The organism is Neorhizobium sp. IRS_2294 (assembly GCF_050500145.1).
Lineage (GTDB): Bacteria > Pseudomonadota > Alphaproteobacteria > Rhizobiales > Rhizobiaceae > Neorhizobium > Neorhizobium soli.
Window position 1 is genome coordinate 1187393 of sequence record NZ_CP191439.1, and the last position, 25024, is coordinate 1212416.

The following is a 25024-nucleotide window of genomic DNA, read 5'->3' on the forward strand; positions in this document are numbered from 1 at the left end:
ACAGTTGGTTGAGATGCATACGCTGTTTTGATGACCCATGCATGTCGTTCATCGTCATCCACTTCGGCTCTCGTGGAAGTGATTATAGACCTGTTTTGCCACCGCTTCGGAAATTCCTTCGACCGCCATCAGATCGTTGAGACCTGCGCGGGACACGGCCTTTGCGGTGCCGAAATGCTGCAGCAGCTTGCGCTTTCGGCCCGGCCCGATGCCCGCGATTTCGTCGAGCGGGTTCTTGATCATTTCCTTTTTGCGCCGGGCCCGGTGCGAGCCAATCGCGAACCGGTGCGCTTCGTCGCGCATGCGCTGGACGAAGTAGAGGACGGGATCGCGTGGCGGCAGAGAAAAATCGCTGCGGCCATCGGCAAAGAAGCGTTCGCGGCCGGCATCGCGGTCGACACCTTTGGCCACCCCGATCGCCGTCACCACGTCTCGGATGCCGAGTTCGTCGAGGATGGTGCGCACAGCCGTCATCTGGCCCTGGCCGCCATCAATCAGGATGACATCGGGCCAGGCCGGAAACGCGGCATCGTTGATATCGTCGCTGGTCGCCTCGACGGGTTTCGGCGCCGAGATGCTGCGATCAGGAATGCCTTCTTCCTTGATCAGTCGCGAGAAGCGCCGGGTCATGACCTCGCGCATCATGCCGAAGTCGTCTCCGGGGGTGATGTCGGTCGATTTGATGTTGAACTTGCGGTACTGGCCCTTCACGAACCCTTCCGGACCCGCGACGACCATGCCGCCGACGGCATTGGTGCCCATCATATGCGAGTTGTCGTAGATCTCGATGCGCCGGGGCTGGTAGGGCAGGCTGAAGGTTTCGGCGAGACCCTTGAGAAGGCGCGCCTGCGACGATGTTTCGGCCAGCTTGCGGCCATGTGCTTCGCGCGCATTGGCAGCGACGTGATCGACGAGATCGCGCTTTTCGCCACGCTGCGGCACCAGGATCGAGACCCTGTGTCCCGCCTTTTCGGAAAACGCGAGCGCCAGCAGTTCCTGCTCCTCGACTGTTTCCGACAGCAGGATCTGCTTGGGAACCGGCTTGTCGTCATAGAACTGCGCGAGAAACGCGTTGAGGACCTCCGCCCCTGCCATCTGCGGATCGGCCTTCGGGAAATAGGCGCGGTTGCCCCAGTTCTGGCCGGTGCGGAAGAAGAACACCTGGATGCAGGTAAGCCCGCCTTCGTGGTGGATGGCGAAGATATCGGCTTCCTCGACGCCGGCCGGATTGATGCCCTGGTGGCTCTGGACGTGGCTGAGCGCCGCCAGCCGGTCGCGATAGATCGCGGCGCGCTCGAAATCCATGTCTTCGGAGGCTTCCGACATCTGCCTGGCGATGACGGTCTTCACGTTCTGGCTCTGGCCCGAAAGAAAGTCCGAGGCTTCCTTGACGAGCTCGGCATAGCCCTCGTCGCTGACTTCATGGGTGCAGGGGCCGGAACAGCGTTTGATCTGATAAAGAAGACAGGGACGCGTGCGGCTCTCGAACACGCTGTCTGTGCAGGTGCGCAGCAGGAACGCACGCTGTAGCGAGTTGATCGTTCGGCCGACGGCAGACGCCGATGCGAACGGTCCGAAATACTGGCCTTTGCGGGCGCGGGCGCCTCTGTGTTTCATCAGGGCAGGGGCACGGTGATCGCCGCTGATGAGAATGTATGGGAACGACTTGTCGTCGCGCAGCAGAACGTTGAACCGCGGACGTAACCGCTTGATGAGGTTCGCTTCAAGCAGCAGCGCCTCGGTCTCCGTCCGCGTCGTGACGAATTCCATATGCGTGGTTTCGCGCACCATGCGGGTGAGGCGGTTGGAATGCAGTCGGCCCTGCGCATAGTTGCTGACGCGTTTCTTGAGGCTCTTCGCCTTGCCGACATACATCACGTCGCCGGCCTCGTTGAACATCCGGTAGACACCCGGCGCGTTCGGAAGGTGCTTGACGAACTCGGCGATCAGGTCGGCGCCCTTGAGGCCCGTGTCGTGGCGGACCGCCTCGTTCCAGTCGATGGACGTGGTGATAGCCGCAGCGACCGCTTCCGGTGCCAGGGCATCGTCGTCGTCGTCTTCGTTTCCGTCATAAAGAACGCCGCCATCGGGCACATTCTTCGCGTTCATCGCATGTCTCCGCCGGCAGAATCAGTCCAGACGACTATTTCTGCGGGCTCATCTCGTCTTTGTGATCATCCAACCCGAAGAAATCGGCAACTCGGGGCTGAAGCTGTTAGCCAACAGATAGTGTTTTGCCGGCGGCTTTGGAAGCGTGCTACCACGCCTGCATTTCTCGCTCAGCAAACGTGCTCGCGGGGTCCTGGAAGCGAATACGGCAGGAATTCGGCCTCGTTTCGACCAGAAATGACGATTTGCAAGTAGGAGTTCTGCAGGATGCTGTGATGACGTTGACGCGTTGCTCGGCTAAATTTGAGTTAAACTCTAATAAAGGAGGATAAATCTCGCGCCTCTCGGAGTCGTGATATGTATCGAGGCTGTTTGACAGCGTTTGTTCGCAATGTTAAGAAACGGTCAAGAAATGTAAAATGCTCTATAGTGCGATTAACGTCTCGTTATCCTTAACGATATACCTGTGGCGATGAAGCAACATCGAAATTTAGCCGTCTAGCTGCCACAAACAATTCACATTTCGGCTCTTTCAATTCCTCAATTGCCCCCCAAATTCGTCCTCAGCCAGCAGGGAACAAAGCTGTCGTCAACTCTGTTGATGTGACACTTGCCCGGCAGCCTACAGCGCCGATACCCGAAAGGGTGCGCAGGGACGTTGTAGCAATTAGGAATACTCGTGTCGGACCTTCCGAAACCCGAAGTGGTTTTTGAGCCGATGCGCCAAACGGAGAAAAAGGTATGCGTATTCTCGTCGCGACTCTGATGGCCTCGGCTGCCAGCTTTATTGCAATTTCCTCGGCCAGCGCTGCTGACGCCGTCGACCAGATCCCTGCAGCTCCTATGGCTGTTGAAGAAGTCGCACCGGCCGCTACGTGGCAGGGCTTCTACCTCGGCGCCACCGGTTCCTACGACTGGGGCCGTTTCGGCGGTGGCGACTACAATGCCAAGGGTGCAGGCGGCGGTGCTTACACCGGTTACAACTGGCAGAGCGGCCAGGTTGTGTACGGTATCGAAGCTGACGTCGGCTACAACGGCCAGGACGGCAGAACGTCCGGCGGTTACCGTGGCGAAGCTGGCTGGGACGGTTCGGTCCGCGGCCGCGTCGGTTACGACCTCAACCCCTTCCTGATCTACGGTACGGCTGGTGTCGCGCTGCAGAACAACGAACTCAAGGATGCAACGTCGTCTGACGACAAGACATCCGTTGGTTACACGGTCGGCGTCGGTGCTGAAGCATTCGTCACCAGCAACATCACGACCCGTATCGAATATCGCTATACGGACTTCGCAGCCAAGGACTACAGCCTCGACAGCGGCAACGTCTCCAAGGGCTTCGACGATCACAGCGTTAAGGTCGGTATCGGCGTAAAGTTCTAATAAGAACAACAAAAAGCCGGGAGCGTTTCCCGGCTTCTCATCTAAAAGCCCGTTGTCGCCAACGGGCTTTTTTCATGCGTGGTTTTCGGTCGGTGTGACGGTCAGTCCATCTGGATATTGGCGTTCTTGACGACCGGGGTCCATTTTGCGAGTTCGGCTGTCACGTGTTTGCCGAGTTCCTCCGGGGTGGACCCGACGATCTTGGCGCTGAAATCCTTCATCCTCGCGACAACTGCCGGGTCCTGTAGCGCCTTGTTGGCGGCATCGTTCAGTTTTGCGACCACTTCAGGCGGCGTGCCGGCTGGTGCGAACAGGGCGTTCCAGGTGTAGGTCTCGTAACCCGGTACCGTCTCGGCGATCGTCGGCACGTCCGGGAACGAAGCTGCCCGCTCGGCAGTGGTGACGCCCAGTGCTTTCAGAGTTCCCGCCTTGATATGCGGAGACGAGGAGGGCAGGTTGTCGAACATGATCGAGATCTGGTTGCCGATCAGGTCGTTGAGGGCAGGACCCGCGCCCTTGTATGGAACATGCTCCATCTTGACGCCGGTCATCGCCTTGAACAATTCGCCCGAGAGATGCAGCGGCGTGCCGTTGCCCGACGACGCGTAAGAATATTTCTCCGGCTCCTTCTTGAGGAGCTCCACCAGTTCCGCCACCGTGTTGACCGGCAGTTTCGGATTGATGACCAGAACGTTCGGCACGATGACCAGTAGCGAGACAGGCGCAAAGTCCTTCTCGGGGTCGTAGGGCTTCTGCTTCAGGATCAGCGGGTTGAGCGCGTGGGTCGCAACCGTGCCCATCAGGATCGTGTAACCGTCCGGCTCCGCACGCGCGACGCGGTCAGCCCCGAGATTGCCGCCGGCACCGGCGACGTTTTCAACCACGATCTGCTGGCCGAGGATATCGCCCATCTTCTGCGCCACGACTCGACCGACAACATCCGTCGATCCGCCGGCTGCAAACGGCACGACGAGGGTGATCGTCTGGTCGGGAAACGACTGGGCCGCAGCCCCGGTGGCTGAAAGTCCCAGTGACATCAGGGACAGGGCCGAGCCTGCAAGGGCTACGGAAAGGCGCAGGGCGGTTCGCCGCGTCAACGCTGATCGCTTCATGAAATTCCTCCGAATTGCTTCAAACGGCCTCCCGCCGTTCTCATCATAGTAGCGGAGGAAAACCGGAGGGCAAGCGTTTCAATTGCTTGTGCAAATGGGAGAAGGTCTCGAACGACCGGCAGGTTGTGCCAGGATCCGCGGCAACCCAAGAGTTCTAGGGCGGCCGCGGATCTCATTCGGTTCAGGCGTAGGGCTTCATTTCCATATAGGCCGGAAAGCGCTTGGAGAACGTGTCAGGCCAGGAGGCGAGTTCCGGACGACCTTCGGCCCACTGGCCGTTAAAGCGCAGGTCGAGATAACCGATCATAGCGGCAAGCGCGAAATGGCCACCATGCAGCTTCTTGCCGGTCTTCGGCAGGTTCTTTTCCAGATAGTCCAGCCCGCGCACCACCTTGTCCCACTGCTTGTCGATCCAGGGCTGGTGGACCTTTTCCTCCTCGCGCGAGCGACGCTCGTAGACGATCGCGAGAAGGCTATCGGTAATGCCGTCGCAGAGCGCTTCGAGCACTTCCGCCTCGGTCCGCTTCACGTCCTTCTTCGGGTAAAGCTTGCCGCCGGAGTGACGATCGAGGAAGTGCATGATCGCGACGCTGTCATAGACCGGCGGCTCGTTCTTGCGGATCAGAACCGGGATCTTCCCGAGCGGATTGTTGTCGATGAGTTCGGGAGGCGCCGCATTCGTGTCGGTCTTTTCTTCGGTCACGTCGAGACCGAGATGGCGGGCGGCCATGCGAACCTTGACGGAGTAGGGCGAGGCCGGGGAGTGGAGGATCTTCATCGGTATGTCCTTGTTCTGATATCGAGGGCCGCTGGTGTCATCTTGAGCAAGCGGATGTCAGCGGGCCGGAGGAAGCGTAATCTGGCCAATCCGGCAGCCGCGGCGGTCGACCTCCGCGCAATCGCGAAACTGTAGATCCTTGCTAAGGCAGATACGAATTTCATCGAGCTTTTCACCTTCGCAGCTCGCAGCGATACCGCGGCGGGAAAGACCCGGGTTGGCGGACATGAAGGCCTGCTCGATGGCATCAGGGGAAAGCTTGAGCGGGCTTTGCCCGCCAGCAAGGTCCGCCGGAAGTTTGACGTGCTCAAAAGCCTTGCGGACAGTGTCGAAATAGGTTGGCTGGTCGAGGCCGGTGCAGCTTCCATGCTTGCGCCACTGGTGACCGATCAGACCCATCGACGGCATGATGTCGAACAGCTTTTCACCAAGCTGGCGCGGCACGCGATCGGGTTCCGACGAGCGGCAGAAATCCGGGAAGCCGGTTTCGTATTGCGGCCAGAGCCCGTGTACGACGAAGCGGAAACGCTTGTCGGTGCCGCATTGCTGCCGGTTGCGGCCTCCGTCATCGGATGCGCAGAAGGTTGGCGACCAGGACAGGGAGAGGACGTAGAAATCGAAAGCGCCCGCACGGTCCTCGGAGCCTTGCTGGCTCCGGTTGCGCTGCCGATCCTGCGCCGTCGACGCAGTAGTGAAGGCGAGAAGGATGACGAGGCCTGCAAGGGCGGCGAACAAGCGTTTCATGGTGGGCGGCCTCCAGTCGCGCCGCACCATGAAAGGGATGCGCCGACGGGTCAAGCCTCGGCGTCGGTGTGTTCACCTCTTATCCAGAAGCATCGCTGCGAGGCGTAACGATCCTGTGCCAGCGCCGTCTTAATCGCGGGCAGGATCGTATGCAGCTCATCCTTGAGCGTGAAAGGCGGGTTGACGATGACGAGGCCCGAGCCGTTCAGGCCGACAAGATCGCGGTCGCTTTTCACGGTCAGCTCGACGCAGAGCATTTTGGGGATATCCAGCGCGTTCAGCTGCTCGTGGAAGTCCTTGATCGGCGCGCCCTTCTTCATCGGGTACCAGAGGCAATAGGTGCCGCCTGAAAACTTGCGATAGGCGTTGGCAAGACCCCTGACCATCCGGTCGTATTCGCCTTCTTCCTCGAAAGGCGGATCGATCAGCACGATGCCGCGCTTTTCCTTCGGCGGCAGATGCGCCCCGAGCGCCAGCCAGCCGTCGAGTTCGGTCACACGTGCCTGGTAGTCGCCTTCGAACAGGCGCGACAGGCGGGCAAAATCTTCCGGATGCAGCTCCATTGCCGAGAGACGGTCCTGCGGGCGAAACAGCATGCGCGCGAGTTTCGGCGAGCCGGGATAGAACTTGACGCCACCCTTCGGGTTTAGTTCCTTCACGGCACCGAGATAGGGCGCAAGGATTTCGGCCACTTCGGGAGAAAACTCGGCATCGACCAGCTTGCCGATGCCGTCGAGCCATTCGCCGGTCTTCTGCGCTTCTTCGGAGGATAAGTCGTAAAGCCCGATGCCCGCATGCGTATCGAGGAAGCGGAACGCCTTGTCCTTGTTCTGTGCATAGAGAACGAGCCGCGACAGGACGGCGTGCTTGAGGACGTCGGCGAAATTGCCTGCGTGGTAGATGTGCCGATAGTTCATCTCAGCTTGTGTCTCGCTTGAATAAAATTGATGCGCTGCAAATGGCCCTTTTTGCAGCCGTCGCCATGCCATATAGAAAAGCCATGAACGTTGCGACCCCCATTCCCGAAAGCCCCGTCGTCGGTCACACTTCCGTCGGCCATACCGTCTGTCCTCATGACTGTCCGAGCGCCTGTGCGCTGGATGTCGAGCTGACTGCGGATGGCAGGATCGGTCGTGTCCGCGGCTCGTCCGACAATACCTACACGGCTGGCGTCATCTGCGCCAAGGTCGCGCGCTATACAGAGCGCATCTATCATCCCGGCCGCTTGATGGTGCCACAGCGCCGCATGGGTGCCAAGGGCGAAGGGCTCTGGCAGGAGATCTCCTGGGACGCGGCGCTTGACGAGATCGCCGACGCTTTCGTCAAGGCCGAAGCGAAGCACGGATCCGAAGCGGTGTGGCCCTATTTCTATGCGGGAACCATGGGTCAGGTGCAGCGCGATTCGATCGAGCGCCTGCGCCACGCCAAAAAATATTCCGGCTTCATGGGCACGATCTGCACCAACATGGCCTGGACCGGCTATGTGATGGGCACAGGCGCCCTGCGCGGCCCCGATCCGCGCGAGATCGCGAAATCCGATTGCGTCGTGATCTGGGGCACCAACGCGGTCTCCACCCAGGTCAATGTGATGACCCATGCGATAAAGGCCCGCAAACAGCGCGGCGCCAAGATCGTCGTCATCGACATCTACGACAATCCGACGATGAAACAGGCCGACGTCAAGCTGGTGCTGCGCCCCGGCACCGATGCGGCATTAGCCTGCGCCGTGATGCATGTCGCCTTCCGTGACGGCTATGCCGACCGTGCCTATATGGCGAAATATGCCGATGATCCGGCAGGCCTCGAAGCGCATCTGAAGAGCCGCACGCCCGAATGGGCGTCGGCGATCACAGGCCTCACCGTCGAGGAAATCGAGGGGTTCGCCAGGCTCGTCGGCACCACGCCGAAGAGTTTCTTCCGGTTGGGCTACGGCTTTTCCCGTCAGCGCAACGGCACGGCGGCGATGCACGCGGCGCTGTCGATCGCGACCGTGCTCGGCTCCTGGCGACACGAAGGCGGCGGCGCCTTCCACAACAACGGCGAGATTTATCGGTTCAACAAGGCCGAGCTGATGGGCACGGCCTACAAGGATCCGGACATCCGCATGCTCGACCAGTCGCAGATCGGCCGTGTGCTGACCGGCGACGCGGAAGCGCTGCGTCATCGCGGACCGGTGACGGCGCTGTTGATCCAGAACACCAATCCGATGAATATTGCGCCGGAACAGCGCCTCGTGCGCGAAGGTTTTCTGCGCGACGATCTTTTCACCGCCGTCCACGAGCAGTTCATGACCGATACGGCAAAGGTTGCCGATATCGTTCTGCCCGCGACCATGTTCCTTGAGCATGACGACCTTTATCGCGGCGGCGGGCATCAGCATATCCTGCTCGGCCCGAAACTGGTCGAACCGCCGGCCACGGTGCGCACCAACCTCTTCGTCATCGAGGAACTGGCAAAGCGTCTGGGCGTCGACGGGTTTGCCGGCTTCGGCATGGACGAACGCACCCATATTGACCGTATCCTGAGTGCCAGCGGTTGGGGTTCCTATGACGCGCTGAAGGCCGACAAGTGGATCGATGCGCAACCGGATTTCGACACCGCGCACTACATCAACGGTTTCGGCTATCCGGACGGCAAATTCCGCTTCAGTCCCGACTGGATCAACGGCCCATCGCCGGACCGGACGCCCAATAGCGTCGGTCCGCTCGGGCCGCATGGGCAGTTGCCACGTTTTCCCGACCAGGTCGACGTGATTGAGACGGCGGACGCCGAGCATCCGTTCCGGCTCGCGACCTCGCCATCGCGCAGCTTCCTCAATTCATCCTTTGCCGAGACCAAAAGCTCGGTGGAGAAGGAAGGGCGGCCGGACGTGATGATCGATCCGACCGACGCCGCAGGTCTCGGCATCGTCGACGGCGATATAGTCACGCTCGGCAACCGTCGAGGCGAAATCCGTCTGCATGCGAAACTCGTGACTGGTGCAAAACCCGGCGTGCTGATCGCCGAGGGATTGTGGCCCAACGACGCGCATCTCGACGGCGAAGGGATCAACGTCCTCACCGGCGCCGATCCGGTGGCGCCTTTCGGAGGTGCTGCCGTGCACGACAACAAGGTCTGGCTACGCAGGGAAATCGCATGAGCGACGTGAATGACCGGGTGAAGATCGTCAGCGATACGACGCTGTCGCAGGGCTGGACGCGGCTTTCCGATTATCAACTCGACTATACCGATCGCAACGGCGAGACGCAGCGCATCAAGCGCGAGGTTTTCCATCGCACGCCGGCCGCCTGCATCCTGCTGCACGACCGCGAACGCGATATCGTCGTCCTCGTCAAACAGTTCCGGCTGCCCGCGCATCTCATCGGCGAGCCGTCCTTCATGATCGAGGTCCCGGCCGGCCTTCTTGATGGCGAAGACGCCGAAGACGCGATCCGCCGCGAGGCGATGGAGGAGACCGGCTACCGGATCCGCGACGTGCGTTTCGTCTTCAAGGCACTGACGTCGCCGGGCTCCGTGACCGAGGTCATCCACTTCTTCCACGCCTCGATTGATCTTTCCGACCGGATCAACGAGGGTGGCGGGCTCGCCGACGAGCACGAGGATATAGAAGTGCTGGAGTTTCCGCTCGACAAGGCCGTCACGATGATCGCTGACGGCGAGATCATCGATGCCAAGACTATCATGCTGCTGCAGTGGGCCGTGCTTAACCGGGCGGCGCTTTAGGCCCGCACGAGGCTGCACCCGGCCGACGGGGCTGCCGCGATCAACTGCTTGTCGAGCGTTGCGAGTTCGAGGTTTTGCTCGAGCGACAGCGCAAGATAGGCTGCGTCGTAGGCGGATAGCTGGTAACGGGCTATCAGCTCGAGGATACGCCCGTCCTCTTGCCCTGTGACGGTCGTGATTTCCAGCTCTCGCAAGCGTGTCATCGATGTAGCAACATCTTCCAAGACGATCCGCTTCCTTCAGGCGGCGATAGTCAGCAGGCTGCGCATTTCGTGCCAGAAAAGGTCAGGCACAACCGCGCCCAACGCCACTGAGACTTTCAAGACATGGTTCGAATATGGATTGGCCTCATCAGCTATGAACCAGCCGGCTGCAACCGAGGCATCAACCACGAAAGTCTGCACTAACGCCGACCTTCTTTTTTCCATTCGTCGATTTCTTCGGCAGTGGCGGACATTCGAGCGTCGCGCTCAGATATGATCGTCTCAATAAGGGCCCGCCGCCGCGCGAGTTGTTCTTCGGTGAACTCAGCACTCATACCGGGCGTGGCCGCGATCGGGCTGAGCCGCGCGACCGGTGTTTCGCCACGCGCAATCACCACCTCTTGGCCGGCTTCGACGAGGGGCAGGAGCTCGGAAAGTTCGGTTTTCGCATCACCCAGCTTGACCGTGATCGTCATCTCACACCTCCGGTTCAATCCAAGGTAGTCCGCGCCAAGCCGGTCGTCAAATGGCTGGTCGTTGGGAGGGATGCATCGCTTCCATGTCGGGGAACAATTGCCACAGACCTCCCGTTAGACTGGTTCCATTGCCAGAAGAAGGGATGCAAAGATGACCATGATCACCACCCGCGACGGAACGCAGCTTTATGTCAAGGACTGGGGTCCGAAGACCGGCCGTCCCGTTATCATGATGCACGGTTGGCCGCTGACGTCGGACACCTGGGACGACTTCGCGGTGGTGGCAGCAGACGCCGGGTTCCGCGCTATTTCCTATGACCGACGCGGGTTCGGCCGCTCCGAGCAGCCGTGGGACGGTTATGAGTACGATACGCTGGCCGACGATCTTGCCGATGTCATCGAGGCGACCGGCGCGCAGGATGCAGCACTGTTCGGCTTTTCCATGGGCGGTGGCGAGGTTGCCCGCTATATGTCGCGCCACGGCGGCAAGGGCGTTTCCAAGGCCGCGCTGATTGCGTCGGTCGTTCCCTATATGGCGCAGACGCCCGACAACCCTGATGGTGTGCCGCAGTCGGTGTTCGACGAGATGACGGCCGGCATGAAGGAAGACCGGGCGCATTTCTTCCACGGCTTTTTGAAAAGCTTCTACGGCGTCGGCGTGTTCACCGGGTCGGTGAGCGAAGCCGTGCTCGACTGGTCGTTCCAGCAGACGATGATGGCGGGTCTTTGGCCAACGCTTGCTTGCGCAAAGGCCTTCTCCTCGACCGATTTCCGTCCGGACCTGCCGAGCTTCAAGGTGCCGACGCTGATCATCCACGGAACAGGCGACCAGACCGTGCCGATCGAGACGTCCGGCCGTGCCGCCGCCGCCGCGATCCCCGGCGCGACGCTGATCGAATACGAGGGCGCGCCCCACGGACTGTTTGCATCGAACAAGCAGCAGCTGACGGATGACCTGATGGCGTTCCTGCGCAGCTAACACAAATGGCCGCACACCGGATGGTTATGTCCGGCGTGCGGCCAAGATGTACACGAACGCTGTGATTAAAACTCTGCCCGGCCGGCGCGTAAGCTGACGCCGCCGGTCGCCAGAAGCGCGAGTGCTTCCGGATAGATCTGGTGCTCGACGGTCAGTACCCGCGCAGCGAGCGTATCAGGCGTATCGCCGTTCTCAATGGGAACGCAGGCCTGGGCCACGATCGGGCCTTCATCCATGCCCTCGGTCACGAAATGCACCGTGCAACCGGCAACTTTCATGCCGGCATCGAGCGCCCGCTGATGGGTATGCAGTCCCGGAAAAAGCGGCAGGATGGAGGGATGTATATTGAGTATCCGGCCCTCGTAGCGGGAAATGAAGTCCCCGGAAATCAGCCGCATGTAACCCGCAAGACATATGATGTCAGGCGCTATTTCCTCGAGTGCCTCAAGGATTGCCGCCTCGTGTTCGGCCTTGCCGGCATAGGACTTGCGCTCGAAGGCGAGTGTCTGGATGCCGCGCGCGTTCGCCTTTGCAAGCCCGCCGGCTTGCGGTTTGTCGGAGATGACGGCAACGATCTCGGCTGGGAAGTCGGGGCTTTCGCAAGCGTCCGCCAGCGACAGCATGTTGGAGCCGCCGCCGGAAATGAACACGACGACGCGCTTCTTCTGCACGCTGGCGAGTGCTCCGCTCATAGACCGAGCGTGCCCTTGTAGACGACACCTGCTTCGCCTTCCGCACGGTCGATCATGCGGCCGAGCGGGACGACGATTTCGCCTTCGCGGGTGAGCACATCCGTCACCGTCTGCGCATTCTCAGCCGAAACGACGACGATCATCCCGATGCCGCAGTTGAACGTGCGCAGCATTTCCTTCGGCTCGACACCGCCGGTCTTTGCCAGCCACGAGAACACGGGCGGAACAGGGATCGAGTCGAGATCGACTTCGGCCGCCAGGTTCTTCGGCAGCACGCGCGGAATGTTTTCCGGAAAGCCGCCGCCGGTAATGTGGGCAAGTGCCTTCAGGGCCCCGGTTTCGCGGATCGCCTTCAACAGCGGCTTTACATAGATGCGGGTTGGCGTCAAAAGCGCTTCGCCGAGCGACTTGCCGTCGAAGAACGGCGCAGGCGCATCCCAGCCAAGGCCCGAGATCGACACGATCTTGCGCACCAGCGAAAAACCGTTGGAATGCACGCCCGAGGAGGTGAGGCCGAGAATGACGTCGCCAGCTGCGAGATCGCCCACCGGTAGAAGCTGGCCACGTTCGGCAGCGCCCACTGCAAAGCCGGCAAGGTCGTAGTCGCCATCGGAATACATGCCCGGCATTTCCGCCGTCTCGCCGCCGATCAGCGCGCAGCCTGCATCGACGCAGCCCGCAGCGATCCCCTTGACGATGGCAGCGCCCTGGTCCGGATCAAGCTTGCCGGTGGCAAAGTAGTCAAGAAACAGCAGCGGCTCTGCGCCCTGCACGACGAGGTCGTTGACGCACATGGCGACGAGATCGATGCCGACCGTGTCGTGGAAATTGGCATCGATCGCGATCTTCAGCTTGGTGCCGACGCCGTCATTGGCAGCCACCAGGATCGGATCGGTAAATCCTGCAGCTTTCAGGTCGAACAGGCCGCCGAAGCCACCGATTTCGCCGTCTGCGCCGGGACGGCGGGTTGAGCGTACCGCCGGCTTGATCTTCTCGACCATCAGGTTGCCCGCGTCGATATCGACGCCGGCATCGCTATAGGTGAGACCGTTCTTGCCCGTCTCGCTCATCGTAATTCTCCGTTGGGACATGCCGCGCGAACCGAAGATCGAGACCTTTCGGCGTGGTGCGGCTGCGCAAAAATCTCCGGCCCGCCATTGCATGACAAGGCGGAGGATGCAAGCAGAAGCGTGGGCTTTCAAGGCTTTTCACAGGCCCGGCCTCTGGCGACGCGGCGAAGTCGATGCCGATCTTGACCTTACCCGGTCCGGGCTCATATGCGTGATACCGGGAATGCAGTGCAAAAAAGGACGTAAAGATGCCCTATCATATCAGCGGAGCGAGCCTTCGCCGCCATGTCTTCTTCTGGGCAGCCGTTCTTTTCATCTTCGCGCTGTTTCTGTGGTTTTTCAGCTCCATCCTTCTTCCCTTCGTCGCAGGCATGGCGCTCGCCTATTTCCTCGATCCTGTCGCAGACTGGCTGCAGCGCCGCGGACTAAGCCGGATGATGGCTTCCGTGCTAATCCTGGTCTCGTTCGTCACGGTGTTCGCGCTGTCGCTGATGCTGGTCATCCCGATCATCGTCACCCAGTTCACCCAGTTCGCCGCCGCTTTGCCCGGTTACATCACCCAGTTGCAGCAGATCATTTCCAACCCGGAGAACTCGTTCCTGCCGAGCTGGGTCTCCAGCCAGATCGAGACCGTCAAACAGAATTTCTCCGAAGTGCTGAGCCAGGGCGCCGGTTTCATCGGTACCCTGTTTGCGCAGATCTGGAACTCCGGCAAGGCGATCGTGGACGTCGTGTCGCTTCTGATCGTTACCCCGGTCGTCGCCTTCTATCTGCTGCTAGACTGGGACCGGATGGTATCGAAGGTCGATAGCTGGATCCCGCGCGATCAGGTCCAGACGGTGCGCGATATCGCCCGCGACATGGATGGATCCGTCGCCGGCTTTATTCGCGGGCAGGGATCGCTCTGCCTCATCCTCGGCATCTACTATGCCGTCGGTCTGTCGCTGGTGGGCCTGAATTTCGGCCTGCTGATCGGCTTCGTCGCCGGCATGATCTCGTTTATTCCCTATATCGGCTCGATGATCGGTCTGATCATGGCGATCGGTGTGGCGCTCGTACAGTTCTGGCCGGACTATCTGTGGATCATGGCGGTCGCTGCCGTGTTCTTTTCCGGCCAGTTCCTGGAAGGCAATATCCTGCAGCCGAAGCTGGTCGGCGAAAGCGTTGGTCTGCATCCGGTCTGGCTGATGTTTGCGCTGTTTGCCTTCGGTGCCATGTTCGGCTTTGTCGGTCTTCTTCTGGCCGTGCCCGCAGCGGCAGTCGTCGGCGTGCTTGTCCGCTTCGCGATCTCACGGTATCTTGACAGCGATCTCTATTACGGCCGATCGGTAGATCTGCCGTGGGAAGGGGCGCCACAGGCCGTGGTCAATGAAAATACCGGCATGCAGCGTCTCGATGCTCCCAAGAGCGACCAGAAAGACATCTGAAAAGCGAATGACCGGATCGAGCGAACGCGACCAGCGCAGAAGCGAACAGCTTCCGCTGCAATTCACCCATGATTCCGCGCAGAGCCGGGATGATCTCCTGGTCTCCGAACGGCTGGCCGCCGCCGTCTCTATCGTCGACGAGTGGCCGGCCTGGCCATCGCCGGTCGTGATCCTTGCGGGTCCCGTCGGTTCCGGCAAGTCGCATCTCGCCCAGATCTGGCGGGAGCGGGCAGGGGCTGCCGAGATCCATCCGATCTCGGGTTCGAATGCAGCAACTGTCGCAGCGGATGGGCCGGTGCTGTTTGAGGACGCCGATCGGCGCGACTTCGACGAGACCACGCTTTTCCACGTCATCAATGCCGTGCGCCAGCATGGCCGCACTTTGTTGATGACATCGCGGCTGTGGCCCATGTCCTGGTCCGTGACGCTGCCGGACCTCAAATCACGGCTGAAGGCTGCGACCGTGGTGGAAATCGGCGAGCCCGATGAGGAATTGCTGGCGCAGGTCATGGTAAAACTGTTTGCCGATCGTCAGCTTTATATTGATGACAAACTTCTCAGTTACATCGTCACCAGGATGGAGCGATCCCTGGGCGCTGCGCAGACCATCGTCGACCGGCTTGACCGGTTGGCATTGGCGCGCGGGACCCGGATCACCCGTCCTCTGGCAACCGAAGTCCTCAAGGATTTCGGCAGTGCCGTACCGAATGATTAGCAACGTCTGCGCCGGCAATTGACTATGACGGTCGCGTCGTCAAACGTATCGCACGGCCCCACGCATACCGGTTATGGGGCTGGCTCTGGGATGGATGAAGATGGAATCGATGACGACCGAGATTGAGCAGCCCAAAAAGGGCGAGGCAGCCAGCAGGGACGAAGCGGTGGATATGGGTGAGGCGCTGCTTTCCAGCCCCGAGCGGTTCATCAACCGCGAGTTTTCCTGGCTGCAGTTCAACCGCCGCGTTCTCGAGGAAACGCTGAACGCGTCGCATCCGCTTCTGGAGCGCATCCGCTTCCTGTCGATCTCGGCTGCAAACCTCGACGAATTCTTCATGGTGCGCGTTGCCGGTCTTGAGGGGCAGGTCCGCCAGGGCATCGTCATCAAGAGCCCCGATGGCAAGACGCCGGCAGAACAGCTGGATGCGATCCTGCAGGAAATCGACAATCTGCAGATGGAGCAGCAGGCCTCGCTCGCCGTGTTACAGCAGTATCTGGCGCAGGAAGAGATTCTGATCGTCCGTCCGGCAGCACTTTCGGACGAAGACCGTAACTGGCTGTCCGGGACGTTCGACGACGAGCTGTTCCCGATCCTGACACCGCTTTCGATCGATCCGGCGCATCCGTTCCCGTTCATCCCCAATCTTGGCTTCTCGATGGGGCTGCAATTGCACAGCCTGAACGGCAAGGAGCCGATGACGGGTCTTCTGCGCCTGCCGACGACGCTTGACCGCTTCATCCGTCTGCCCGACGACGCAAACACGATCCGCTACATCACGCTCGAAGATGCGGTCGCCATGTTTACCGACCGGCTTTTCCCCGGTTACGAGGTCAAGGGCGGCGGTACGTTCCGCATCATCCGCGACAGCGATCTCGAAGTCGAGGAAGAAGCCGAGGATTTGGTCCGCTTCTTCGAGACGGCGCTCAAGCGCCGCCGTCGCGGCAAGGTCATCCGCATCGAGACCGATTCGGAAATGCCGGCGGAACTGCGCCAGTTCGTGGTGCAGGAACTCGGGGTTCCGGACAACCGCGTCGCGGTCTTGCCGGGTCTTCTGGCACTTAACACGCTGTCGGAAATCACCAAGGCGCCGCGCGACGATCTGCGGTTCGAAAGCTACAACGCCCGATTTCCCGAACGCGTCCGCGAACACGCCGGAGACTGCCTCGCCGCCATCCGCGAAAAGGACATGGTGGTCCACCACCCGTACGAGAGTTTCGACGTTGTGGTGCAGTTTCTTCTTCAGGCAGCCCGTGACCCCGACGTCCTCGCCATCAAGCAGACCCTCTACAGAACCTCCAACGACAGCCCCATCGTCCGAGCCCTGATCGATGCGGCAGAGGCCGGCAAGTCGGTGACGGCGCTGGTCGAGTTGAAGGCACGCTTCGACGAAGAGGCCAACATCCGCTGGGCGCGAGACCTGGAGCGCGCTGGCGTGCAGGTCGTGTTCGGCTTTATCGAGCTCAAGACACATTCGAAAATGTCGATGGTGGTGCGCCGTGAGGACGGCAAGCTGAGAACCTACTGCCACCTTGGTACCGGCAACTACCATCCCATCACCGCAAAGATCTACACGGACCTTTCCTTCTTCACCTGCAACCCGAAGATTGCCCACGACATGGCGAATATCTTCAACTTTATCACCGGTTACGGCGAGCCGAAGGAAAGCACCAAGATCGCCATGTCGCCCTACACGCTGCGACCGCGCATTCTCAAACACATCGAGGAAGAGATCGCGCACGCGAAGGCGGGAGCTCCGGCCGCGATCTGGATGAAGATGAATTCACTGGTCGATCCCGAGATTATCGACGCGCTCTATCGCGCCAGCCGCGCCGGTGTCGAAATCGATCTGGTCATCCGCGGCATCTGCTGCCTGCGCCCGCAGGTACCCGGTCTTTCCGACAATATCCGCGTCAAATCGATCGTCGGGCGCTTCCTCGAACACAGCCGCATCTTCTGCTTCGGCAACGGTTACGGCCTGCCTTCGGACAAGGCTTTGCTCTACATCGGGTCCGCCGACATGATGCCCCGCAACCTCGATCGCCGCGTCGAAACGCTGGTGCCGCTGCTCAATCCGACCGTGCACGAGCAGGTTCTTTCACAGATCATGCTGGGCAATCTCATTGACAATCAACAGAGCTACGAGATATTGGCGGACGGTACGTCAAGGCGCATGGAAGTGCGCAAGGGTGAAGAACCGTTCAACGCGCAGCATTATTTCATGACCAATCCTAGCCTCTCGGGGCGTGGTGAAGCCCTGAAATCCAGCGCTCCGAAACTGATTGCCGGCGTCATGTCCGGACGCAAAAAGTAGCCGGCAAGAACAGTCAAGAAATAGGCAGCATGGTACGATCTGAAGCTCAAGGGCGCCTGCCTGGCATCGCCCCTGTTTCCGTCATCGACATTGGCTCGAACTCGGTTCGCGTGGTGATTTACGAAGGCCTGACCAGGGCACCGACCGTTCTCTTCAACGAGAAGGTTCTGTGCGGTCTTGGCAAGGGTCTCGGCTCGAACGGCCGGATGGACGACGAGGGCGTGTTGCGCGCGCTCGCCGCTCTCAGACGGTTCAAGGCGCTGTCCGACCAGGCGCAGGCGACGGAAATCTACGTCCTTGCAACAGCCGCCGCCCGCGAAGCCTCCAACGGCCCTGATTTCATCGCCAAGGCGGAGGAAATCCTCGGCCAGGAAATCCAGCTCCTGTCCGGCGAGGAAGAAGCCAAATATTCGGCGCTCGGCGTCATCAGCGGCTTTCACGAGGTCGACGGCGTCGCCGGTGATCTTGGTGGCGGATCGCTTGAACTGATCGACATCAAGGGACACGAGTTCGGCAAGGGGATCACCCTGCCTCTCGGCGGCCTGCGGCTGTCGGAATCGTCAGGTGGTTCCATTTCCAAGGCGCGGACTTTTGCCCGCAAGCAGGTCAATACCGCCCGCTTTCTGGAAAAGGGCGAGGGCCGCACCTTCTATGCGGTCGGCGGCACGTGGCGCAACATCGCCAAGCTGCACATGGAAATCACCAAATATCCGCTGCACATGATGCAGGGCTACGAGCTGACCTTCGAGGAAATCCAGAAATTCCTCGAGGACGTGATCGATGCCAAGGATTCCAAGGATCCTGCCTGGCAGGCCGTCTCGAAAAGCCGTCGTTCGCTTCTGCCCTTCGGCGCCGTGGCCCTGCAGGAAGTGCTCTCCGTCATGAAGCCGTCGGTCGTCAGCTTTTCGGCGCAGGGCGTGCGGGAAGGCTATCTCTATCATCTGATGCCGGATGAGGAAAAGCAGGCCGATCCGCTGGTCGTGGCTGCCGATCAACTCGCCATCTTGCGCGCGCGTTCGCCCGAACATGCGCGCGAGCTTGCCGATTGGACCGGCCGCATGGTACCGTTCTTCGGCATTACCGAGACCGAGGAAGAAAGCCGCTATCGCAGGGCTGCCTGCCTGCTGGCCGATATCAGCTGGCGTGCGCATCCCGATTACCGCGGCGCCCAGGCACTTAACGTCATCGCCCACTCGTCCTTCGTCGGCATTACCCATGCGGGCCGCGCCTACCTGGCGCTCGCCAACTACTACCGGTTCGAGGGTTTGAGCGACGACGGTGCCACCGGCCCTCTCTCGACGATTGCGACACCGCGGCTGCTGGAGCTCGCCAAACTGCTCGGCGGGCTTTTGCGGGTCGTCTATCTGTTCTCGGCCTCGATGCCCGGCATCGTCAATAACCTGACTTTCCGCCAGTCGAGTTCGCCCGATCTCGACATGGAATTCGTCGTGCCGCACGCTTACCGCAACTTCGCTGGCGAGCGGCTGGAAGGTCGGCTGCAGCAGCTTGCCAAGCTGACCGGCAAGAAGCTCGCCTTCGTGTTCGAATAGCAGCTGTCGCAAGAACAGACGCATCAGATATAGACGGTTGCAACCGAGCGGGCTTCGGCTTATCTTCGGTTGAACAGGCATGCCTTATGTTGGTGTTGGCTTCGAGGGGGGCTCGAACATGGCAGTGGCAGATTAAGGCGCGAACAATCATGCGGACCGTGGGGCCAATAACGCGCTGGCGCCCGAGAACAATTTTCCGGAAAAATACTTTGTTGCCGGCGTGGCCGTCGGGCTCTTTCTCGTGCTGCTGGGTACTGCGATCCTTCTCTTGGGACGCAGCCAGACCGCCTCCTCGCTGACCATCTGCGTCGGTTTCGGGCTGGTGCTTGCGGCGTTCGGTGCAAAGGTTGCAGGGAACTGGGCCGGCTGGTCGGTGACCGGGGCCGGCGCCATGGCAGTCGTTCTGTTTCTGATGCTCCAGCAATTTACGCCGCCTGGCACGCCGGCGCTGTTTAAAGGCGAGATCAGCGGCGACTTCTCGCATGTCGCCGATATCCGCATAATCGATGACGAGCCGCTCTACATCTACAAGGATGCCATGGTCCGACGGATCAAGTTTCTTGGCCTCGGTACATCGCTGCAAAGCACGCAGATGCGGATGCAGGTCGATACAATCGAAAAGGAAGCTGGCAAAGAGTATTTCGAGCTTATCGGCGATGCCCAGAAAATCCGGGCAATTTTCGCCGAAGGCCGGCCGGTCCAGTGGCGTTTCGACTATAATGCGCGGCAGGTCAAGAACGGCTCGCTGGTTCTCCTGTCCGAACTGGATACGCTTTCACCTGGGCCGACAGCGGAGGTTAGCGGCAGCACGACAGGTGCATGGTGGGATCTGAGCGCGTTCGCTCAGGCGGCGGTTCGGCCGGAAGCATCGGTCGACCAAATTCAGAAGGCGCTTGCCGGCCTACGGAACGAGGATACGTTCCTGAGGCGCAATTCCCGCGACTTTCTGGTCTCTGCCGGAGTTGTCGCAGTGCCCATGATGCTGTCTGCGCTGCACGCATCGCCGGACGATTACCGCGTCAAGCTCGGCGTGGTCTATGCCCTGGCAGAAATGATCCGCTCCGACCCCAATCTGGCGTCGTCTCTGTCGCAAAAGCTGGCCGCTGAGGATTTTCCGTTGCTGATTCAGGCGGCCGCAGATCCGGACAAGACCATTCGCTACCAGGCAGCAGATTTTCTGTACCGCCTGCAGGATCCGCGGGCCGTGGAGCTGAGCGTAAACGCTGCCAAGGATACGACAGATCAGGGTGTGGCCAATAACCAGATCCTGATCCTGCGGCAGTCGGGGAGCAATCTTTCCTCGTCGCAAAAGAGCGACATCGTCCGTCAGCTCAATGATCCTTCGACGAACTTGAACAGAAGCTTGAAAGCGCCATCATCGCTTAACGACGTCCTGAAATGGTAATCCTGGCGATACCTGAGCTTTAATACGTCCAGGTTCGAGGTGTCATGGAGTCGAAAAGGGTACCTGCTGATGCAGATACCCTTTTCTGTTTCGTCGTGGTGATGTCCGGGCTCTAGAGGCCTGCCGATCACCGCCTCACTGCTTTACTTCGCGTTGAGGAACTCGGCGGCTTCGATCAGGCTGAACTCGTTGTCATCAGCCTTGTTGACGGCGCGACCGGCCGAGAAGGGCAGGTTGTTGTCATTGCCGATGATCAGGTGTGTCGCGTCGATCTGGTCGACATTCTCGATCGTCACGAACGGCATGTCGTAGATGCCGTCCTTCGAGCCAGCCATCTTCTTGCTGTCGGGGTCCTTGATGTTCAGAAGGTCGATATAGCCGATCTTGCGGACGGCCGCGCCGACATTGGCGTCGGTCATCTCGATCTTGTAGACGCGCTTCAGTTCGGCCGGCGCATCAAAGCAATCCGGTTTCGGCTGCTTCGGATCGGCGCAGGCCTTGTCCTTGGTGCCGGCGCCGTTGTCGCGTTCGATGACGAGCGCGGTGGTGGCATCCAGCATGTTGAAATCGCCGATCGCGACACCCTTTTCAGACAGCGGATAGAGCCAGGAACGACCGGTCCAGCTTTTCGAAGCGATGTCGAATTCGATGACGCGCAGCGCGGTGCGCCCATCGGCCTGTTCGACCTTGCCGTCGTCGAGGAAGATCGGGCCTTCCAGCAGGCCGTAAAGCTTCTGCCCATCCTTCGATAGTGCCATGCCTTCATAGCCACCCGAACGCTTCAGGTTGAAGACCGGCATCTTGGCGGCGGGGTTGGCCGGCATCGAAAGGGTCGGGTTGTCAGGCGAGGTGACCTTCTTGCCGTCGACGGTGTTGGCAACGACGTCAGTCAGCTGGCCGAGCATGTCGACTTTGATGAGGTAAGGCCCGAATTCCTCGCCGAGCCAAAAACCGTCTGCGACGGGCTGGATCGATTCGATATCGAAATCGGCGCCGGTCAGGTAGCGCTTGTCGCTGCCTTCCATGGCGATCGGGAAGGGGGCGATCTTGTTCGGGTCCGACAGGAAGATGTTCTTGACGACATCGACCTTGTTGGTCGCCCAGTCGAACTTCACCTGATGCAGGAACAGCATCGCGTCGGAGGAATTGGCCTTGGAGCCGAAACCGTTGTCGGAGAGCGTCCAGAACGTGCCGTCTGCCATCGCCTTGATCCCGGAAAAGCCCTGGATCGGTTGACCGTTGAATGGCAGCTTGACGTCGGTGACGCGAACACCGTCCTTGCCGTCGATCGAGCCAAGCTTTTCCGTGCGCTTGCGGTCCGGCGTGGTGAACTTGCCCGATGTCTTGAGAAATTCAGGCGCATCGGTCGGAGCAGCAGTCACCGTATTGGCCGGCAGGATTGCCTGGCCCGCGAGCTTTGCGGGAAACTCCTTGTCGTCGGCCAATGCCGTGCCGGCGAGGAGGGCACTTACGAAGACGGAGGCTAAAAAGGTCTTGGTCATCAAATCACCTGTTCGATTGAGAAGAACACGCGACGTCGATAGGCGGCACGCATGACGGTGAGGTGATGATCGGTTGACGCTTGGATGAAGGTTTTACGTCTGTTTCTTGACACGCTAAAGCACCCATCAGCAGCATCGCTGAGCAGGGCAGAAACGCCAGAAATGTCTGGGATTTAAGCGAAAAGGGATCGCGCCACGGTGGCCGATCCCTTGGATGTTTGGAGACGGTGGGGGCGAGCCTTACAGCTCGACCGCCTCGACCTTCTTATTGACGAAGCGCAGCGCCACGCCGCCTTGGATCAGCTTGAGCGCCGTGTCGCCGAACAGTTCGCGACGCCAGCCGGAAAGGGCGGCCACTTCGGCCAACTCGCCTTCGGCAGCAATCTTTTCCAGATCGTCGGTATTGGCAAGCACCTTGGCGGCAACGCCCTGCTTGTCGGAAATGAGCTTCAGCAGAACCTTCAAGAGTTCGACGGCAGCGCCCGTGCCTTCCGGCAGGTGAACATGCTTCGGCGCATGCGGCATCTCGGTCTTCGGCAGCGCCAGCGCCGTATTGACAGCCTCGACGATTGCGGCGCCCGAGGACGAGCGCTCCCAGCCTTTCGGCACGGTGCGCAGACGTCCGAGCGCTTCGGTATCCTTCGGCTGCTGCTGGGCAATCTCGTAAATCGCGTCGTCCTTGAGCACGCGCGAGCGCGGTACGTTGCGGCTGCGCGCCTCACGTTCGCGCCATGCGGCGACGAATTTCAGGATTGCCAACTCGCTCGGCTTCCGCAGACGCGACTTCAGACGAAGCCAGGCATCGTCGGGATGCAGGTCATAGGTCGACGCGCTCTCGAGAACCGCCATTTCCTCCGTCAGCCAGAGGGCACGGCCTTCACGTTCCAGCTGTTCTTTCAGAGACAGATAAACGTCGCGCAGATGGGTGACGTCGGCCAGCGCATAGTCGAGCTGCTTTTCCGACAGCGGCCGGCGGCTCCAGTCGGTAAAGCGCGACGACTTGTCGATCTGCACGCCCTTGATGCGGTTGACCAGCTGGTCGTAGGAGACGCTGTCGCCGAAGCCGCAGACCATGGCGGCGACCTGCGTATCGAAGATCGGATGCGGCACGAGATTGCCGAGATGATGGATGATCTCGATATCCTGGCGGGCGGCATGAAACACCTTAGTGACCGCCGTATTCGCCATCAGCTCGAAGAAGGGCTTGAGGTCGAGCCCTTTTGCCAGCGGATCGACGAGCACTTCGACTGTCGGGCTCGCCATCTGGATCAGGCAGAGTTCCGGCCAGAAGGTCGTCTCTCTCAAGAACTCCGTATCGATGGTGATGAAGTCTGACTTAGCCAGCTTTTCGCAGGCTTCCTGAAGGGCAATTGTTGTTTCGATCATCGTCTCATTCACGTGCAGGTGGTCAACCTTCCTTTCCCTTCCCGCCGCAGATGTCAAGACAAACGGCCAGCCTTTCCCGGTAGCGGGCGGCTATTTCCTCTTGTTGCCGTTGCCGTCCCTGTCCTTGTCGCCACCCCGGTCTGCCGGGTCTGCAAGCCGGTTGAAATAGGCGGAGGTGCGTAAGAGCGACCGGAAGCGCGAGTTGCGCTGCTGCGGCGGCACCGGTGCCCGCACCTGCATCCGGCGCAGCGTGTAGATCGCAAAACCGGCAAAGATGAAGGACGTGTATAGGAAGAATGCGCGCGGGCCATAGAATTCCAGCAGTGCTGCGGCAAGCAGCGGTCCGAACGTGGCGCCGACCGACCAGAAGAACAGCAATCCTGCCGCGATCACTGCGTGTTCGCCGGGCTTGGCGTGGTCGTTGCCATGCGCCGAGCAGAGCGAATAGAGCGGCATCGAAAAGGCGCCGAACAGGAAGACGCTGATGATATTGGCCGTCTCGTTGCTGCCCGCGCCGAACGACAGATAGGCGCCGGTGATGACGGACCCGATCGTCGTCCACAGGATGACGCGCCGCCGGTCGAGCTTGTCCGAATAGACGCCGAGCGGATATTGCAGCACCACGCCGCCGATGATGCCGGCACTCATGAAGGTCGCGATCGACGTGATGCTCATGCCGATCTCCTTGGCGTAGATCGGCCCGATATTGCGAAAGGCCGCCATCGACAGGCCGACCGCCACGACGCCCACCACAGCGAGCGGCGAAATGCGCCATACGGTTCTCAGATCAAAGGAAATCGAGGCCGGTGGCGTCGGCCCCGACTTGTCGGCGATGGATATCGGCACAAGCGACAGGGTGAGCGCGATGGCGATGATGTTGAAGATGACAGGTCCGTCGATCCCGAAGGTCGGGATCAGGTACTGCGCGATCGTGACCGAGCCGAGATCGACGAAACGGTAGATCGACAGCGTCCGCGCGCGGTTCTCGTTGGTCACCTGCGAGTTGATCCAGCTCTCGACGGTGGCAAACAGGCTGGCGATGGTGATGCCGATCAGGAAGCGCATGGCGAACCAGAAGACGGGATCGATCACCATCGATAGGGCGATCGAGGCAGACGCAGCGATTGCCGCCATGGCCGCAAAGGTGCGGATATGGCCGATCGAGCGCAGCAGCCTTGCCACATAGATGCAGCCGATCGCAAAGCCGACACTGTAGCCGGCACCGATCAGGCCGATGACCGACGGCGAAAAACCCTCGGCCGAACCGCGCAGCGCGATATAAGTGCCCTGGAGCCCGTTGCCGCCGATCAGGATCCCTGCGGTGATCAGAAGCGGTATCAGCGGGCGGATCTGGTTCATCGGATGCTTTCGGGCATGGTCGGCAGGCGCAGAGACTCAGCCAGCGCGCTGGCCGTATCGACCCATTCTGGTTATGACATCCTCCTATGCAACTCTAGCC

Annotated in this window: 21 protein-coding genes; 9 read left to right on the plus strand and 12 right to left on the minus strand. The window is 60.5% G+C overall.

Annotation, left to right across the window (positions count from 1 at the left end; all coding sequences use genetic code 11):
• Positions 1-54: 54 nt before the first annotated feature.
• The gene (gene uvrC / locus ACQY1K_RS05710) at positions 55-2109 is read right to left on the minus strand and encodes an excinuclease ABC subunit UvrC (protein WP_430258507.1); all 2055 of its coding nucleotides are present in this window, start codon (positions 2107-2109) and stop codon (positions 55-57) included.
• 741 nt (positions 2110-2850) lie between these two features.
• On the opposite strand from uvrC, the gene ACQY1K_RS05715 reads away from it, so the two are divergent.
• Entirely contained in the window at positions 2851-3489 is a 639-nt protein-coding gene (locus tag ACQY1K_RS05715) for an outer membrane protein (protein WP_062453311.1), read from the plus strand.
• A 101-nt stretch (positions 3490-3590) separates the two neighbouring features.
• On the opposite strand, the gene ACQY1K_RS05720 is transcribed toward ACQY1K_RS05715, so the two are convergent.
• The 4 genes from ACQY1K_RS05720 to ACQY1K_RS05735 all read right to left on the minus strand — a co-directional run bounded on the left by ACQY1K_RS05720 (position 3591) and on the right by ACQY1K_RS05735 (position 7040).
• Positions 3591-4601: a tripartite tricarboxylate transporter substrate binding protein gene (locus tag ACQY1K_RS05720; RefSeq protein ID WP_113167315.1), complete on the minus strand. Its 1011-nt coding sequence runs from the start codon at positions 4599-4601 to the stop codon at positions 3591-3593.
• Positions 4602-4782: 181 nt separating this feature from the next.
• Positions 4783-5379 (minus strand): glutathione S-transferase family protein, encoded by a 597-nt coding sequence (locus ACQY1K_RS05725; protein ID WP_062453309.1) that lies wholly within the window; start codon positions 5377-5379, stop codon positions 4783-4785.
• A 57-nt stretch (positions 5380-5436) separates the two neighbouring features.
• Positions 5437-6123 carry a ribonuclease T2 family protein gene (locus ACQY1K_RS05730; protein WP_430258508.1) on the minus strand — a complete coding sequence of 229 codons (687 nt, stop codon included), beginning with the start codon at positions 6121-6123 and terminating at the stop codon, positions 5437-5439.
• 50 nt (positions 6124-6173) lie between these two features.
• A complete protein-coding gene (locus ACQY1K_RS05735; RefSeq protein WP_062579910.1) occupies positions 6174-7040 on the minus strand; it encodes a 23S rRNA (adenine(2030)-N(6))-methyltransferase RlmJ in 867 nt (288 codons plus the stop codon).
• A gap of 83 nt (positions 7041-7123) precedes the next feature.
• On the opposite strand from ACQY1K_RS05735, the gene ACQY1K_RS05740 reads away from it, so the two are divergent.
• Positions 7124-9262 (plus strand): molybdopterin-containing oxidoreductase family protein, encoded by a 2139-nt coding sequence (locus ACQY1K_RS05740; protein ID WP_430258509.1) that lies wholly within the window; start codon positions 7124-7126, stop codon positions 9260-9262.
• Positions 9259-9846, plus strand: coding sequence for an NUDIX domain-containing protein (locus tag ACQY1K_RS05745; RefSeq protein WP_062579914.1), 588 nt, complete (start codon positions 9259-9261; stop codon positions 9844-9846). Before ACQY1K_RS05740 ends, ACQY1K_RS05745 begins: the two co-directional genes overlap by 4 nt.
• Here ACQY1K_RS05745 and ACQY1K_RS05750 read toward each other — a convergent pair.
• Both ACQY1K_RS05750 and ACQY1K_RS05755 read right to left on the minus strand, forming a co-directional pair.
• Positions 9843-10070 (minus strand): type II toxin-antitoxin system VapC family toxin, encoded by a 228-nt coding sequence (locus ACQY1K_RS05750; protein ID WP_430258510.1) that lies wholly within the window; start codon positions 10068-10070, stop codon positions 9843-9845. The genes ACQY1K_RS05745 and ACQY1K_RS05750 overlap by 4 nt on opposite strands.
• 179 nt (positions 10071-10249) lie before the next feature.
• A complete protein-coding gene (locus ACQY1K_RS05755; RefSeq protein ID WP_062579918.1) occupies positions 10250-10525 on the minus strand; it encodes a type II toxin-antitoxin system Phd/YefM family antitoxin in 276 nt (91 codons plus the stop codon).
• A 151-nt stretch (positions 10526-10676) separates the two neighbouring features.
• On the opposite strand from ACQY1K_RS05755, the gene ACQY1K_RS05760 reads away from it, so the two are divergent.
• Positions 10677-11504 carry an alpha/beta fold hydrolase gene (locus tag ACQY1K_RS05760; RefSeq protein ID WP_430258511.1) on the plus strand — a complete coding sequence of 276 codons (828 nt, stop codon included), beginning with the start codon at positions 10677-10679 and terminating at the stop codon, positions 11502-11504.
• A 65-nt stretch (positions 11505-11569) separates the two neighbouring features.
• Here the strand turns inward: ACQY1K_RS05760 and purN are convergent, their stop codons facing one another.
• Both purN and purM read right to left on the minus strand, forming a co-directional pair.
• Positions 11570-12196 carry a phosphoribosylglycinamide formyltransferase gene (gene purN, locus ACQY1K_RS05765; RefSeq protein ID WP_430258512.1) on the minus strand — a complete coding sequence of 209 codons (627 nt, stop codon included), beginning with the start codon at positions 12194-12196 and terminating at the stop codon, positions 11570-11572.
• Positions 12193-13266: a phosphoribosylformylglycinamidine cyclo-ligase gene (purM, locus tag ACQY1K_RS05770; protein ID WP_062453300.1), complete on the minus strand. Its 1074-nt coding sequence runs from the start codon at positions 13264-13266 to the stop codon at positions 12193-12195. Before purM ends, purN begins: the two co-directional genes overlap by 4 nt.
• Positions 13267-13514: 248 nt before the next feature.
• On the opposite strand from purM, the gene ACQY1K_RS05775 reads away from it, so the two are divergent.
• The 5 genes from ACQY1K_RS05775 (at position 13515) to ACQY1K_RS05795 (ending at position 20677) form a co-directional block, all read left to right on the plus strand.
• Positions 13515-14693: an AI-2E family transporter gene (locus tag ACQY1K_RS05775; RefSeq protein ID WP_062453299.1), complete on the plus strand. Its 1179-nt coding sequence runs from the start codon at positions 13515-13517 to the stop codon at positions 14691-14693.
• A 7-nt stretch (positions 14694-14700) separates the two neighbouring features.
• Positions 14701-15408, plus strand: coding sequence for a DnaA regulatory inactivator HdaA (gene hdaA, locus ACQY1K_RS05780; RefSeq protein ID WP_062453298.1), 708 nt, complete (start codon positions 14701-14703; stop codon positions 15406-15408).
• 100 nt (positions 15409-15508) lie between these two features.
• Positions 15509-17722 (plus strand): RNA degradosome polyphosphate kinase, encoded by a 2214-nt coding sequence (locus ACQY1K_RS05785; protein ID WP_062580250.1) that lies wholly within the window; start codon positions 15509-15511, stop codon positions 17720-17722.
• A gap of 29 nt (positions 17723-17751) precedes the next feature.
• Positions 17752-19272, plus strand: a complete 1521-nt coding sequence (gene ppx, locus ACQY1K_RS05790) for an exopolyphosphatase (protein ID WP_062579928.1) — start codon at positions 17752-17754, stop codon at positions 19270-19272.
• A 220-nt stretch (positions 19273-19492) separates the two neighbouring features.
• A complete protein-coding gene (locus ACQY1K_RS05795; RefSeq protein WP_430258513.1) occupies positions 19493-20677 on the plus strand; it encodes a HEAT repeat domain-containing protein in 1185 nt (394 codons plus the stop codon).
• 143 nt (positions 20678-20820) lie between these two features.
• On the opposite strand, the gene ACQY1K_RS05800 is transcribed toward ACQY1K_RS05795, so the two are convergent.
• The 3 genes from ACQY1K_RS05800 to ACQY1K_RS05810 all read right to left on the minus strand — a co-directional run bounded on the left by ACQY1K_RS05800 (position 20821) and on the right by ACQY1K_RS05810 (position 24924).
• Complete coding sequence (locus ACQY1K_RS05800; protein WP_430258514.1) at positions 20821-22179, minus strand: esterase-like activity of phytase family protein; 1359 nt, start codon at positions 22177-22179, stop codon at positions 20821-20823.
• 240 nt (positions 22180-22419) lie between these two features.
• Positions 22420-23565, minus strand: coding sequence for a ribonuclease D (gene rnd, locus ACQY1K_RS05805; protein ID WP_430258515.1), 1146 nt, complete (start codon positions 23563-23565; stop codon positions 22420-22422).
• A gap of 90 nt (positions 23566-23655) precedes the next feature.
• A complete protein-coding gene (locus ACQY1K_RS05810; RefSeq protein ID WP_430258516.1) occupies positions 23656-24924 on the minus strand; it encodes an MFS transporter in 1269 nt (422 codons plus the stop codon).
• Between the last annotated feature and the right edge of the window lie 100 nt (positions 24925-25024).